The following is a 14,722-nucleotide window of genomic DNA, read 5'->3' as shown; positions in this document are numbered from 1 at the left end:
ATTACCACTTTTTGCTACTTGCATTGGTCTTGAAACCGGCTTTTGAACTTCATGAATCCATCTGCAAAGCGCATTACCATTGGCCGAAAACCGGGTAACACCATTGTCCTCAACACGCACGATGTTAGCGGCACACACGCTTCGCTCACATTGATAACGCCAGTAACGAATACGTGGGAAATTCAGGACCTGGGATCAGCGAATGGCACTTTTGTGGATGGAATGCGCGTGTATAGAAAGGAAATTACACCTGCAAATCAGATTAAGCTGGGGCAAACATTGCTTTCATGGGAGCTTATACTGGACCCGCGGCCGTTGCCGCCGGTGGTCCCTGTGATGCAAACAGCCAAAGTCCCTGAGCCCGAAGAGCCTTCCGCAGAAGAGGAAGAAATACGCGAGATTGCCTGGAACCTCAAAAAAGTAAGCGACGACTTCCGGGAAAAGCGGAACAGGATCGCAGAAATACAGGCGCAGGAATCCATCAATTCCAGAATTCAGGGTTTGGGTTTTCCAATGGGAGCTGTAATAGGTTCATTGGCACAGGCGCTGCCGCCGGATTATAAAATATTCGGATACGCAGGTGGCGTCATTTCGCTTGGGTTCGCGGTAAGCGCTTTGATTAGTTCAAAGAAATTGAGTAAGGAAAAAAAGAAATATATGGGGCTCGACGACTGGTACAAAATCAACTATGTGTGCCCGCACTGTCACACATTTATCCAGCAACCTTTTGAGTTACTTGAAAAAACAAAGAATTGCAGGGCATGTAAAAAGCCCCTGATTCCTTAATATCATATGGATATCTTATGAACAATCTAGATTTCGAAAAAACCCAGATCTGGGCGAAAAACCTGGCTGCTAACCCTGTTCCGCCTGCGACCACCATTCCCAGACCGTCCTTAAATTTTCAAAAGCCGGCTTTCAACATGAAGAAACCCGTGCTCAGGCCATTGACAAAAGAGGAGAAAATTACCCTGGCAGCAGGCGGCGCATTGGCGATAGGCCTGGGAGCCATTGTCATCACGAGTTTGTCTGACGAGGAAGTCGCAGCTACTCCAGCCGCTCCGTCCATTGCACACCTGAACGCGCCAAAACTTAATCTTGACTCGCCGGAGCCGGTTGTAAAACCAGCAGATCCGGAGCCCGCACATCACACGCCACCACCACCAAGACCCCCTTCCAGGCCACATGAACTAGCCCGCGAGCATTCTAAACCAGACGGCCTTCATGCCCTGATCGACATTCCGGAAACACCCCGAAGTTGCTACAACGCCGAAAGACGAGCAGACTTTTATCGATGCATTTAATACGGCCAGAAAGGAAGTAGGCCCGGCCGGACTTTTCGCATGGAGGGACACCTATTACAGCACATTTACCGACAAAGAGTGGGAATCCGTTGCGGAGGACAAGAAAACATTATGGCTTGACGGCGCCCAACCGATCATTGATCCGCACGTCGAAAATATAGTGCAAGTGGCTGAGCCAGTTGCTGAGCAGCAGAATGTGATCGTGGCAGAGCGGGGAGCGGTGACCTGGACAGGGATCGACAAGGACGAAGACGGGCAGGCGGAAATCCTGATGGCGCGTATCAATGGCCAGTCTCCTATGGTGCTCATGGATACGGATGGCGACGGGCTGCTGGATACGCGGTATGATTATGAAGCTTCCAGCGGTAGGACTTATGCATCAGTAATCGATCCGATTTCAATGAGCGCGGCAGAGATCGCACAGCTTGAAATCGTACCCGTGGGGCCGGATATGGGTTTCTTTTAATCAATCTACAAGCGTACATTCGTCTGAGTCATTGCCCGTTTCTATTGTAGAATATGGGGATAGTTATGTTGTAAGCCTGGACAGCAATAACGATAACACAGTTGATGCTATAACTTACTTAACGGACGATCGCGGGCCGATTGTTGGTCTGGATCACGATAACGACGGGCAGATCGAGACAGGTTATGTTTACGATTCGGAAAGCGGAACGATCAAATTCCAGGAAACCGCGCCGATGGAGGAGATGACCGTGGGCCCACCGGAGTACCAGTTGTTTTCGGAAACGTCAGGTCAGGAAGAGCTTCATACACCGGATCTGCCGGATAATGAAGCATTGTCGGTGAATGAGGACGATGATGTTACCGACGATTTTGATTCTTATTTTAAAAACGATTCGGATCAGTCGGACGAGTATTCAAATGCCTGAGCGAAATGTTAACATGGCAATAAAATGGAAATAGCATGCAGAAAGTGCGGCGCCGTGCTATCCGTAGCCAGCACCGCTATACCGATTGTGAAATGTACCAACTGCGGGTATCCCAATCCCGTGATCGCGGGGGCACAGCCGCCGCCTGCAAGACCGCAAATGCCCGCTCCACCTGCGCCATCTCAACAAATGGCTGCTCCGTCACCGCAGCCATCCATGTCCCAGCCGCCTAGACCAGCGGCGGGCAGGACACAGGCAACCGCGCCGGAATTGGGTTGGCTGGTAGTCCACGACGAAAATGCGGATCAGCAAACCCATCCCCTACGAATTGGCAAACAGGTTATTGGCAGGAAAAGCGTTAGCCGCCCGTGCGACATCATGATCGATACGGACGATCCTTATATGGGCCGCAATCATTGCATTTTGGAGGTTAAGCCCAGCAGGACCGGCAGCTATGAATTCTTTTTGTCGGATGTGAAAATGACCAATGGTATTCCCGAACAAATGAGCACGAACGGAACATTCGTGAATTCGCAGCCCGCTCCGTTGCGTCCAAAAGATATGGTGTATCTCAAAGATGGGGACACCATTCAAATGGGCAAAACCAAAGTCGTAATTAAAACATTAATTACCGTTGCCAGTGCTCAGGATGCGTCCCGAATTGTGCAGGACATGGACTATGCGCCGACCGTCATTATCAAATAACAACACCCAGATAAGTCAGGAAATTTAAAGCCTCTCCCGGAATGAAAATATCAATTCATCAGCCAGCCGGTTTTAACGAAATAGGTGGACGCTCCAACAATGAGGACAGCATTTATCCCGCTCCCGGAAAAGCCACAATTTCGGACCGGCTCTTTATGGTTTGTGATGGGGTGGGAGGTGAGCATAAAGGGGAAGTAGCAAGTTTTCTTGCTTGTAAGCATATCGGCGAGTTCTTCTCACAGACTGGTGAAGTTGATGTTTCAAAAGCATTTGTTCAAAAAGCAGTCGACACGGCTAGGGAAGCTTTTATAGAAACCGAAAAAAATGACCCGGAGACGGCAGGAATGGCCACAACGCTGACATTGCTTTACTTTGATGATTCCGGTGCAATATTGGCTCATCTGGGGGATAGCCGGATTTACCATATCCGAAACGGGAAGGTGATTTTTCAAACCAAAGATCACAAATGGGTAAACGAACTGGTGGAAAGTGGGGTGATTACCGAAGCGCAGGCTACACAACATCCACAGCGAAATGTGATCACGAAAGTCATCACCGCCTCTCGTTCGGACGAAGCCGATTATATGCAGATCAGCGACATTCAGGCGGGAGACTTTTTTTTTCTGTGTTCCGATGGCGTGCTTGAACAGCTGTACGACGACCTTTTGGAGTATCACTTGCGTGACAACCCGGACAATCATCCCGAACCGATCGAAATATTAGAGGCAATAAAGACCGAATGCGCGCACCAAACGAACGACAATTTTTCAGCCTACCTCATCAGAATAGAGTCCGTCATGCAACAAAAAGTTGTGGAGGAAAAGGTGAATGAAAAGGTGGTTAATGCCGTCACGCCTGAACCGGTCATTTCACAACGACCATTAAGAAAGCCGCGTGGCGTTTTGTTTGGCCTGATCACTTTTGCAGGCATTTTTTGCAGTGGATTAATATATCATTTTGTCAGATCAGAGAAACAAGCGCAAAAAGCTTTTTTTGAGTCAAAGGTCGATGTGAACGAGGTTGATACTGCGCAGGTTAAGATTCCCGCCCGGGCGATTGACGTGCAGGAAATAGACAATTAAGTTTGAATCTGAAGTGAATTAAGAATTGATCAATATGGATGCCACCGACTTCAATGACCGCTTTGACTATGATGCCGACAACGACTTGCTCGGCGAGGGTGGTTTTGGCAAAATTTTCAAAGCCTGGGATAATGTCAGGAATGAGTTTATTGCTCTTAAAATGTCCAAAGTCGTTCCTGGCATGGAGGAATTCAGCCTTTTGAGTGAATATGAAAGGGTCAAGCAATTGGAACATCCGAATATTGCGAGATATATGGATTGCCGCCGGATCAAATTACCGGGCATAGGGACGCATGATATTGCATTGATGAAGTATTATGAGCATGGCAATCTTGCACAATTACTAAAAAATCACACCCTTACCACCGGGCAGAAAACCAAGCTTATAGAAGGACTTCTGGACGGTATTTCCTATTTACATAAATTGAAACCCCTGATCATTCACAGCGACCTCAAACCATCGAATATTCTGGTTGTGGAAAGGAGAGGGTTTTTCATTCCGTTAATCACCGATTTCGGAATAAGCCGCAGGGCAACAGTGGACGATAAGTCTTACGTAACCAATCTCACAGGCGCCGGCACGTACGCCTATGCGGCCCCGGAGCAGTGGGAAGCAAAGGAACTAAGGCCGAATGCCGACTTGTGGAGCTTTGGTATTCTTGCCATTTATGTTTGGTTCAATGGTAAAAAACTTCCTTTCCGTTCTGACGACATCAGCATTGCCACGGAATCGGGAAGAATTGAATACATGAAAAGGGTGATGGCGTTGGATTTTATTCCTGACCTGAAAGGGCTGCCGGAAATGTACCAAAAGATGATCGACGCGTGCCTGGTTATCAATCCTCAAAACAGGGTAAAGAGCGTAGATCAGCTGTATACAATCCTTCGTGGAGGCGAGCCTGCCGCGGTGGATGAGCAAACGAAGGTCATGCCAAAGCCAGAGGCAGTGAAACCAAAGCCTGTGGTCATTGACGAAAAGACCAAGATCCTGCCACAAATTCCGGAGCCTGTGAAGGAGGTCATAAAAGAGGAGCCTAAACCCCAGCCGGAACCCATTCCTGTGAAAAAAAAGAGCTATCTCATGCCTGTTGCAATCGTATCTGCGGCAGTCATTGGCGGGCTTTTGTGGGTGTTGATCACTGCGGATCCAAAGCCGGTGGCAGTGAAATCGGCACGGTCCATACCAGTCGTAGCAGTCAAGCCTGTTGTGAAAGAAGAGCCTGCGCCGACTGTTATTAAACCTGTTGAAAAGCCTAAGAAAAAACTCCCGGTCAAGAATGCCGCCGCTGTGGTAAAAAAACCCAAAACGGACAGTAAGGCTGTGTATCACGTGGTGGAAGAAAGTCCGAGGTTCCCGGGTGGAACATTGGCAATGGAAAACTGGGTTTCCAATAATATGCAGATGCCCGAAGCAGCATCCCGGTCTTTTATTTCGGGAGCTGTGCGTGTTTCGTTTGTGGTAAATGCCGATGGAACCCGTGAAGATGTACAAGTGGTCAGAGGCCTGGGCTATGGCTGTGACGAAGAGGCAGTCCGGCTTGTAAAAGCGATGCCCCGCTGGATCCCCGGCAGAACAGCCGGAAGCAGCGTGCGGGTGAGGACTATTGCCGCCATAACATTTGATTAATAAGTCCTGCCGATAACTTTGGCGACCGCCTCACGGCTTCCTCTTACTTGCAATTTTTGGTAAATGTGTTCGAGATGTTTGCGAATCGTTTTGTCCGAAACAAATAGTTTTTCGCTAATCTGCCGGACATTAAGCCCGCGCACCAGCCATTCGAGTATTTCATTTTCCCTTAATGTAAGTTCCGCTGATTTCGAAACCGACTGTATTTGAATATCATTGGATCCCTGGCGAAGCAGATCCAAAGTTTTGGCGGCCATTAACGGCGACATCGGGGCACCTCCTTCCAGCACTTCTGATATGGCATTGATGATCTTATGGGGCTTCTCATCTTTTAACAGATAACCGGATGCACCCGCTTTGATTGCTTCGAAAAGTTTGGCATCATCGTCGAACATGGTCAGAATGAGGATCTTTACCGAAGGGTATTTTTCTTTTAGCAGGCGGGTTGTCATGATCCCATCCATTTCAGCCATTTCAATGTCCATCAAGAAAACTTCTGGCAGCGCAGAATAGGCTAATTTCTTAAAAAGGTCTTTCCCGTTTATTGCCTTAAGTATAAGTTCAATGTCTTCGCTCAGAGACAATTTCTCCCATAAATCTGAGGCAATTGTGGGATTGTCTTCTACTAATCCGATACTGATTTTAGGCATAGAACAGGGGGTTAACTTTGTAACGAAAGAGAAAGACACCGCAATGCGGTAATAGCCCTTTTACAAAGTAACGAATCAGAAATCGCTCAAAAAATACGTCAAATGACGTATTTTGTTTGTTAAAGTGGGAATTCTACGTGCACTTTTGTGCCTTCTTTTGAAGAATTCAGATCGAGCTTTCCGTTTAGTTCTTCCGCCCGCTTTTTGATATTTTCCAAACCATATCCGGGACAGATTTCCTGGGGGCAAAAGCCCTTGCCATTGTCGTTAACAAGCACGGTAAAGCTGGTCTCGTCAATGGCCAGACAGACCGAAATCATGGTTGCTTCCGCGTATTTCATCGCGTTATTGACGGATTCCTGGACGATTCTAAAAATGGAAGATGCAACATGTGGTGAAAGCAGCACTTCGCTGTCTCCGTAAGCCACAATGTTCAGTTTTGGATATTCCGATTCGCAGGAAATGCGGGTAAGCAGCCCGCGGACGCGTTCCGTCAATTGACCGTATGGAATCTCAGGCTGATTGAGAACCCAGATCGTCTCCCTCAATTGCTGGAAAGTTTCACTGGTAAAGTCCCGCAGGTCCGCCAGTTGCGTTTGGCTCGCTTGATTATTGAAAGCCATGATGTCGAGTCGGGAGATAATGTGTGTTAACTGCGATCCGATACCATCATGCAAGTCCCTGGCAATGCGTTCGCGCTGGTTTTTCAGTTGAGAATGGAGCAACGCGCTTTCCTGCGAGAGGAATTGGACGGCTCTTTTCGTAGCATGCCTGTCAAGGTCACCATTCTTTTCGTTGATCGATGAGCTGGTTTTTGTGACGGCAAGCACGGGATAATCATTAAATGAGGAAACGTTAGTCATGAGGTCGGGGGCGAAAATTACGTATGTCAAATTTCATTTAACTATTTAATTGCTACAATACTGATCATTCAGTAATTTGGGAGAAACCCTCACTAAATGCAATGAACTCTACTCAGCCAATTGCTTTTGATTTGACTACGATCAGGAAGATATGGAAATCTGACATACTCAAATCGGAAGCCAAAGAAATAGAAGAATACCTGCGGGAAAATCCACTCCTGACGGAAACCCTGAATTTGAATAACACCTCAGTAGCCATCATTGACATTCAATCGATGCGCTATCTCTGCTGCCTAGGCGATGCTGAGCCCGTCATTGGATGGAGCAACGACATGATAATGCGGGAAGGAGTGCAGTTTTTTCTCTCCAAAGTCTTCCCTCCGGACTATGTCGGATTTGAAACCATGTCGGCTATGACTACTGAATATGTGTGTAAATTGGATGATCATAAGATTATTTCGTTTAAATCACTTTTTGATTTTAGAATGGTCCGGCCAGATGGGAGTTTAACCAGGGTAATGCATCAGGGAGTTGCGTTAAAGCGTGATCCTTTCGGTAATATATCTTTTCTGCTTGCATTAATCTCGGATATTACACATTTAAAGCGCGATGGAAGGCAGCACTTACACCTGACAAATGGCTCCGAAAATCTAATTTATGAGGTTAATAATGAAACAGGTATTTCCAAGAAACTGGAAAGCCTTAGCGATCGTGAACGCGAAATTGCCCGGCTGGTAGGTAAAAAGCTCACGAGCGAAGACATTGCAAAAAAGCTGTTCATAAGTACACACACCGTAAATACACACAGGCAAAACATGCTCAAAAAGTTAGACATGGCAGATACAATGGAACTGATTAATTTTTTGACCGTGTATCACCTCATTTAAGTCAGGTTAGCACATTTTAAATGTGCTCATACCATTCGTCGGAATCCTTTGTCTGGACATCATCCGTGTTTTCGGCAATTTCGTCTTCTGAGTACAATTCGTCTATCTGCTGGTCGAGACGTTGGTCTTCTGCAACCGGCTGCACGTTGAAATTTTCAGCCTCTTCATCTTCATGAACATACTCGGGATCAAGAAATTCGCGGTAGAACATTTCATTTCTGTAAACCAGGGGCTGATCATCGGAAAAGCGTTCGTAATGAAGCGAAACCGTGTCCCAATCCTCATTTAATACGGCCGTGGTCAGCTCGGGGAACCTGGATAACGAACCTGTATTATACACATAATCGAACAGGATCTGCTTTTGTCTTCCGGACAAGCTTTCCCAATCCGTATTTTCGGGAAATAAATCAGGATGCGCACTGACGAAATTTGCAATCTGATCGATCGTGCGCTGCTCATATTCGGGAACAAGCACATTCTCAAAGAGGCTCCGTTGCTGTTGCTCTGTAATAAAGATCCCGCCTCGTTCCGCCACCCAGCCCGCAGCTTCCGGGCCCGTTTTTTCCGCCGCATCAATTAATGCATATGCAGTCTCGGGATCGATACCCGCATTGGTAAGGTCTGTATAGATTTCCTGAGGTGTGCGGTGCCCCATATCGTAACCTGGTCCAATGGTAACACCCGATTTCCCCCCTGGGAAATGGGGAACTAAGCTCTGTCCCTGGTGGCCTATTTCCTGATGATAAGTAAAGGTATATTTTGCCATATGAAATAGTATTTTGTACTGCTGCGATACGACCAGGGCACCTGATTATTGTTTAAAAATACGACTTTGTTTTTTATTATCCACCGAGAAATTTTAAAGTTATTTTACGGTTAATACTACCAAAATATACGTCAATTGACGTATTGATTGCCAGTTTCGACCAACCTATTTTTGGCTTGTCAAAAGTGCAAAGTTCCCTTCTACCTTAACTTTACGCAGCCATGCACAATCGTTTACCACAGCATATCATCCTGTTGTTGTCAATACTAATCTGTGGTAACTCAATTGCGCAAACGCCTGTCCGCAAGCCCGACAAGATCTTTAAAGGCGATCAGACCATTATGGAAGTGCTGATTGAGGAGGTAAATAAAACGGACATCGCGTACAAAAAATTAAGCGACCCTAAGGGGCCCCTGTATGCCATTCCTAAAAAGGATGTGTGGAAGATCATTTGGAATAACGGCGAGATAGAAGAAGTAAACCCGCCCGTTACCGCAACGGCAAAAGCAAGAAAACCAACCGATCTGATCGTCAGTAAAAAGAAGGCGGAGGAGAAATTCTGGGAAAAAAGCGGCTTGTATGCTGGCGCCAGAATAGGGGCGGGATTGTCCTTTATGCCCGAATCAACCGGATTAATTAAAGGAACTGAATTGGCTTATAGTGGCGGCATTGCTGTTGGTCTGCATAAAAAAGCATTGGGTATTCAAATCCAGGCGCTATACACACAGCTAGGGTTTGGCGTGTCTGTGCCGCTAGGCTCGACGGGTGAGGTAACCAGTATAAAGGGCACGCAATCGCAGCTGCTTTTACCACTGACTGTTATGACGTCCCAAAAAGCAGGCCCGGTCAGAATTGGCGTTTCGGTGGGCGCATTCGGAGTCATACAGGTGGGCGCTGGGGGCCTGAAAGTCAGTGATGCAAACGGCAGCTCCACAGTGAAAAATTGCGATGCTTGTTCGGATAAAGATTTAGGTTTTGGCGTGACTGGCGGAATAGGCGTAACAATATTGGAAGGCCCGCGCCACGCCATCTTTATTAATGCAGACTGGTATTACAATCTGGGGGAAAATAAGGATTACAGGCCTGGGGAAACCAGTGTCAAGACGCATTTGGGTTTGTTAAGCGCAGGAGTGCTGCTCCATTTTCCCGGCCAGCACTGATCAAAGATCTGATATGAAAATTTATTCTGGAACGGTCGTTCTATTTCTTGTCCTGCTTGTTGGTTCTCGTGCATCATATGCGCAGGAACGCTTTTACTTTCGGAACGGCAATACGTTCCCGCATCGAATTGTGGAAGCCAATGATAAGGAGATCAAATTCTTGGAACCAAAAGGTGATGCTACGATCAGGCGCGGCATTGACCGCGAGAATGTTGTGGTCGCTTTTAATGCGCATGGTTTGTTTATTGTAATAAAAGATCTTAGTGCGGATCCGGAAGTTTCCAGAAAGTCCCTTGAAAAGTTCTATAATGCGACCGGTCCAGCCACAGATCTGCTGATCAAGTCAACACCTATTGAAGTTATTCCGGCAACGATCAGGATGGAAAATGATGCCATCAACTATCTCACAGAAGACAATAAACCTGCGTCCATTAATAAAAATGACCTGGTAGCCATCATTTATCAGGACGGCAGACATCAATTGTTAAAAGATGCTGAGGAAGCCGAAAATTTACTTAGCGCCGCCGCCGACAAAGTGCTGAAATATAGCAAGCCTGCATCCAAACGGGCCAATGTGCCACCCGCGAAAGTGGTCACTGCACCGCAGCCGGTTGCCGAAAAAGCAAAACAGCCTGTGTTGTCCGAACAGGAATATAAAGAGTACAGGCAAAAATCAATCACTAAGGTGGAACAATTTAGTGACTATCTGCAAGTGATTGTAGACAGGAGTTTTTCCATGAATGAAAGGGATTTGGCTATTAAAAACGCATTGCAGCTTTTTCTGCCTGAAACACAAATCGAGGTTTCTTCGAAAAACAGAAAAGGCGTAACAAAGCTGCCGCTGGAAATGTATCTCAAACGCCTGAAAATGCTTCCGTATGGAAATGTTCAGATTAAATGGAGCCAGATTGAATATGTGAGCGAACTGAAACAGGAGCAGGATGGCAACTATTATGGGACCATTGTCGGTAACCAGACATTCACCGGCTATGGAGAAAAAAACCAGAACATTCTTTACAGTGATATCACGAAAAAGAGCGTTCGGGTAAAGCTTGAAGCATATCAAAAAGAAATTGACGGGCAAAGTAAAACCAACTGGACGGTGCTGCTCGGGAACATTGGTGTGGTGGCTGACGAATAGTTATTCTAATATTTTGATGAAAAAGGTTTTGCTGCTTTTGTTGCTGAGTATAGTGATCTGGGACCTGAATGCGTCACCTCAGGCACTGCGTATTAATGGACAGGCCAATGATGTGCGCTCCGGAGCAAGCGTGTCGGGTGTATCGTTTTACATTGAAAAAGAAAACCGGCGCACATTGCTTTCGTCCACAGACGAGCAAGGGCGTTTTAGTCTCGACCTGCTTTCGGATGCTACAAAGCTTATTATAGAGAAAAAAGGTTATCGCCTGATCAGTACGGGAATTTCAACATATAAGAACACGGGGAAGAGGATCGACTTTTTTGTTAAGATACCACTCATACCACTTGATGAACAGGCGAATGATACACCCTATATGCAAAGCCAGCAAACGCAATATACAGTTGAGAATGAGCAAAAGAAGAAGACGGCCATCGTGAGAAAGTTTTTTGTTTTCGACGCTGTAAACGGCGCTCCCGTGAAAAAAGGGATCTTGTGTTTCGAGTTCACAAGAAATGCCAAAAAGGAATGTAAGGATTTAAATGCAGAACCAGTCATGTCTTTTGGCGAATCGGACATTGTGGGCTTTACCGTTTCCGCGGAAGGTTACCAGGAATACACAGGCAACCTGATCATTGAGAAAATGGATGAAAGACCAGGCAAATACGACATTAAACTTACGCCGGAAATCACCATGCTTTCATTAAATATAACCGGAAATCCAATGGTGGCTTCTTGTAAACTCACCGCGGATTCAGGCGGAGAAATTGTGTTGCCTGCTTTGGATAAGATGGCCTATTCGGCCATGATGCGTGCGGGAAATTATCGCCTTAGTGTATATGACAGGAAAATGGCATTAATACATTCCGAGAAGGTTTTAGTGACAAAGGGGCTGAATTTTATGGGCCTGGTCGTAGGAAATAAACCCATTCGCGTTCAGGAAGCGCTGGTTGAAAAAGTTGAAATAGAGCCTGTAAAGGCAGAGGGGCTGGATTCTCTGGAAACGCTTACAATATATTTCAATCAGAGCGATTACACATTCAAACCGGAGGAAAAAGCGAAACTCGATGCCCTAGCAGAATGGCTAAAACAAAATATCAACAAGAAAGTACGGGTAGTAGGGCATACCGATAATGTGGGCAGTACCAAGCTGAACATTACGCTTTCCGAATTTAGGGCCAAGGTAATCCGTCATTACCTGTTGTCGAGGAAGGTAAGCGAAAAGCAAATTCTGTGGGCTGGGGTGGGAGGAAAGTATCCGGCCAGGAAAAACGATACGGAAGAAAACAAACGATTGAACAGGAGAGTCGAAATTTCCATGCTCCCTTAAAATTTAGACTAAAATCATTAACCGATATAGCTTATGCGATTGATTTGTACCACCTGCTTTTATTTACTCGTCCGGGCTTTGGCATTCTCACAAACCCAGGAACTTTCACCTGCCGACATTAAAGAGATACGCGCTGAGGCCAGGAAGGTTGTAGAAGTGCAGCTCAACGACCTGCTGAACACCGTCGCCCTGGACAACATTACCGAAAGCAACAAACAGCTTTTGATTTACGACAGCTATCTGCCGAGCCAGAATCAGGTTTTTTATGGAGACAAGGCCATGGTGGAAGATGATGTCAACCCGGATAATACTGTAAAAAAGTCAGGGCCGGACCTGCCGATCCGCAAGTATCTGGACGATCTTAAATTGTATTATAACAAAAGCCCCAAATACAGTATCAAAATTTCGGAGGTCGCGGTTGGTCAGGTGCAACAAAAGGAATATCCCTATGTGCAAGTTACCTTCAAAACACATTTCACCAATACACACCGCCAAAAGGCAACCAAATACGAAAACGTATATAGGGTAGCGGAATTGCGTGCAGACAAGCCAGACAAGCAATGGATCGTGCTGATAACACGGATCGGCTATTATCAGCCATCAGCAAACACAGTTGCAACCGCACCAACGGCAACAGCGCCGGTTGTTGCATCAGCACCGGTTGCGGTTAAAAAACCGGAAGAAACCAAAAAGATAGAGGAAGCGAAAAAGCCCGAGGAACCTAAAAAAACAGCGACTGTTGTTCCGGAAAAAGCGGCGGTGACGGCGGTAGCGAACAAAGAACCGGATAATGTGCCCAAAAAAGAAGCTCCTGCCAAAAGCACGATCAAGGAAGAAGTGCCTGTGGCTGAATTGAAAAAACCAGAGGGTCCGGAAAAGAAAGAAACACCAAAAACAGAGCCGAAAAAGGAAACTCCCGCCACAGTAAAGCCAGCCGAGAAGTCGCCAGAAATGGTTCCGACCGCTCCCAAGGACAGGCGAACAGTGACTTTGAATGCAGAACTGGCCTCTCTGGAGAGAAAAGCAGCCAAATATAAACGGGAAAGCACGCTCATCCGAGCAGGTGCAGGCATTGCGGTCGTGGCTTCAATAGCAACCGGTGTGATCTTATACGGCGCTTACAACGATTACAAGTCCGAGATTGATAAAAATAACGCAGCTTTTGACAAGTGGTATGATACGGAAGTCGGGGGCGTAAGAAATGGGGAAAGATTCAATTCCCGGGCGAGCTATCACGCCAGACCCAACAGCCTCATCTCTTTTGCAAGTCCGGGGATTTTTGTGGCAGGCGCCGGCATCATTGCCGGAGGCGTGCTCTGGTTTGTGGGCAGTAAAAGTGCCAAGGAAGCCAAACGTTACAACAAGTTGCTCGAGCAGAAGAGAAAGCAGATCGTTGTCTCCCCTCAGTGGAATGGTACCCAACGATATGCCGGGGTTCATTTGACTTACCAGTTTTAATTGATTTCTAAATCCGACGGAAATGATTTCCAAGATAGCCCTCATACTCATTGCATTAGTAACCGTCGCCTGTTCAATGCAGGAGCCCGGTGCTCCAAAGGTGGATTTCGAAGCATCGATTACGGACTGCCAGGCGCCATGTAAGGTCGAATTCAAAGATTTGTCAGTAAATAAAGGTGTTTACAATTGGGAATACGACTGGGCATTCAAGGATAGCGCGAGCTTTTCATCAGACCAGGATCCTACTTTTACTTTTGACAAAGCAGGTAAGTACCAGGTTGTAATGACCATCCGTAATGCAAAATATGGCAGCCACAGCGCAGAAAAAACCATCACTATTACGGCACCCATTGCTCCGGTAGCGGAATTTAGTTTCACGGGCAACAATTGTCAGGCACCGTGCGAGGTTGGTTTCACCAATCTTTCTAAGAATGCACAAACATTCAAGTGGGAGTTTGGGGATAGCAGCACGGTGAATACAGAACAATCTCCAAAGCATACGTTCAACAAAGCTGGGAAATTTAAAGTCATATTAACCGCCTTCAACGAAACGGTAAGCGACACCGCTGCGAAAGTCGTGACCATTATCACGGCGTCCAAAGTACTGGAAGCCGATTTCGACATTGTTGCAAAAGATACAACCCGTTCCGATTCAGCTGTTTACTCATTCGTCAACAAATCCAAGAATGCAACCAGCTATTTGTGGGATTTCGGAGATAAGAGCCGGGTCAAGGTCGACTCACCGACACACGCATTTCCACGCAGCGCCAAAGATGTTACGTATAACATCTCTCTTTCCGCCATTTCGGGAAGTGAAATGAAGAAAAAAACAAAAGCCCTCATCATCAGAAAGAAATAG

At 46.5% G+C, this 14,722-nt stretch carries 16 protein-coding genes; 13 read left to right on the top strand and 3 right to left on the bottom strand.

Annotated features, from left to right (window positions below; translation table 11 throughout):
* Window positions 1–51 precede the first annotated feature (51 nt).
* The 7 genes from MUK70_RS15495 to MUK70_RS15465 all read left to right on the top strand — a co-directional run bounded on the left by MUK70_RS15495 (window position 52) and on the right by MUK70_RS15465 (window position 5,611).
* Window positions 52–786 (top strand): FHA domain-containing protein, encoded by a 735-nt coding sequence (locus tag MUK70_RS15495; protein ID WP_234653546.1) that lies wholly within the window; start codon window positions 52–54, stop codon window positions 784–786.
* Window positions 787–803: 17 nt separating this feature from the next.
* Window positions 804–1,304, top strand: a complete 501-nt coding sequence (locus MUK70_RS15490) for a hypothetical protein (protein WP_244784403.1) — start codon at window positions 804–806, stop codon at window positions 1,302–1,304.
* A 166-nt stretch (window positions 1,305–1,470) separates the two neighbouring features.
* Window positions 1,471–1,770 (top strand): hypothetical protein, encoded by a 300-nt coding sequence (locus MUK70_RS15485; RefSeq protein WP_244784401.1) that lies wholly within the window; start codon window positions 1,471–1,473, stop codon window positions 1,768–1,770.
* Window positions 1,730–2,197 (top strand): hypothetical protein, encoded by a 468-nt coding sequence (locus MUK70_RS15480; protein WP_244784399.1) that lies wholly within the window; start codon window positions 1,730–1,732, stop codon window positions 2,195–2,197. Before MUK70_RS15485 ends, MUK70_RS15480 begins: the two co-directional genes overlap by 41 nt.
* Before the next feature lie 24 nt (window positions 2,198–2,221).
* The gene (locus MUK70_RS15475; protein ID WP_234653542.1) at window positions 2,222–2,902 is read left to right on the top strand and encodes an FHA domain-containing protein; all 681 of its coding nucleotides are present in this window, start codon (window positions 2,222–2,224) and stop codon (window positions 2,900–2,902) included.
* A 41-nt stretch (window positions 2,903–2,943) separates the two neighbouring features.
* Window positions 2,944–3,984: a PP2C family protein-serine/threonine phosphatase gene (locus MUK70_RS15470; RefSeq protein ID WP_234653541.1), complete on the top strand. Its 1,041-nt coding sequence runs from the start codon at window positions 2,944–2,946 to the stop codon at window positions 3,982–3,984.
* Window positions 3,985–4,018: 34 nt separating this feature from the next.
* Window positions 4,019–5,611, top strand: a complete 1,593-nt coding sequence (locus MUK70_RS15465; RefSeq protein ID WP_234653539.1) for a TonB family protein — start codon at window positions 4,019–4,021, stop codon at window positions 5,609–5,611.
* On the opposite strand, the gene MUK70_RS15460 is transcribed toward MUK70_RS15465, so the two are convergent.
* Together MUK70_RS15460 and MUK70_RS15455 are read right to left on the bottom strand one after the other, a co-directional pair.
* Window positions 5,608–6,261: a response regulator transcription factor gene (locus MUK70_RS15460; protein ID WP_234653537.1), complete on the bottom strand. Its 654-nt coding sequence runs from the start codon at window positions 6,259–6,261 to the stop codon at window positions 5,608–5,610. The genes MUK70_RS15465 and MUK70_RS15460 overlap by 4 nt on opposite strands.
* 119 nt (window positions 6,262–6,380) lie before the next feature.
* Window positions 6,381–7,154 carry a sensor histidine kinase gene (locus MUK70_RS15455; RefSeq protein WP_234653535.1) on the bottom strand — a complete coding sequence of 258 codons (774 nt, stop codon included), beginning with the start codon at window positions 7,152–7,154 and terminating at the stop codon, window positions 6,381–6,383.
* A 71-nt stretch (window positions 7,155–7,225) separates the two neighbouring features.
* Here MUK70_RS15455 and MUK70_RS15450 point away from each other — a divergent pair, with 71 nt between their 5' ends.
* Window positions 7,226–8,011 carry a helix-turn-helix transcriptional regulator gene (locus MUK70_RS15450; protein WP_234653533.1) on the top strand — a complete coding sequence of 262 codons (786 nt, stop codon included), beginning with the start codon at window positions 7,226–7,228 and terminating at the stop codon, window positions 8,009–8,011.
* A 16-nt stretch (window positions 8,012–8,027) separates the two neighbouring features.
* Here MUK70_RS15450 and MUK70_RS15445 read toward each other — a convergent pair whose 3' ends face one another.
* Window positions 8,028–8,777: a pesticin C-terminus-like muramidase gene (locus MUK70_RS15445; protein ID WP_234653531.1), complete on the bottom strand. Its 750-nt coding sequence runs from the start codon at window positions 8,775–8,777 to the stop codon at window positions 8,028–8,030.
* 221 nt (window positions 8,778–8,998) lie between these two features.
* Between MUK70_RS15445 and MUK70_RS15440 the strand changes: the two genes are divergently transcribed.
* The 5 genes from MUK70_RS15440 to MUK70_RS15420 are packed head-to-tail and all read left to right on the top strand — an operon-like array spanning window position 8,999 to window position 14,722.
* On the top strand, window positions 8,999–9,937 hold the full coding sequence (locus MUK70_RS15440) for a hypothetical protein (protein ID WP_234653529.1): 939 nt from the start codon (window positions 8,999–9,001) through the stop codon (window positions 9,935–9,937).
* A 13-nt stretch (window positions 9,938–9,950) separates the two neighbouring features.
* Window positions 9,951–11,078: a hypothetical protein gene (locus MUK70_RS15435; RefSeq protein WP_234653527.1), complete on the top strand. Its 1,128-nt coding sequence runs from the start codon at window positions 9,951–9,953 to the stop codon at window positions 11,076–11,078.
* Between the two features lie 16 nt (window positions 11,079–11,094).
* On the top strand, window positions 11,095–12,405 hold the full coding sequence (locus tag MUK70_RS15430; protein WP_234653525.1) for an OmpA family protein: 1,311 nt from the start codon (window positions 11,095–11,097) through the stop codon (window positions 12,403–12,405).
* Between the two features lie 33 nt (window positions 12,406–12,438).
* A complete protein-coding gene (locus MUK70_RS15425; RefSeq protein ID WP_234653523.1) occupies window positions 12,439–13,863 on the top strand; it encodes a hypothetical protein in 1,425 nt (474 codons plus the stop codon).
* A 22-nt stretch (window positions 13,864–13,885) separates the two neighbouring features.
* The gene (locus MUK70_RS15420; protein ID WP_234653521.1) at window positions 13,886–14,722 is read left to right on the top strand and encodes a PKD domain-containing protein; all 837 of its coding nucleotides are present in this window, start codon (window positions 13,886–13,888) and stop codon (window positions 14,720–14,722) included.

Source organism: Dyadobacter chenwenxiniae (assembly GCF_022869785.1).
In the GTDB taxonomy this organism is placed as follows: Bacteria; Bacteroidota; Bacteroidia; order Cytophagales; family Spirosomataceae; genus Dyadobacter; species Dyadobacter chenwenxiniae.
This window is presented reverse-complemented; position numbering and strand designations above follow the sequence as displayed.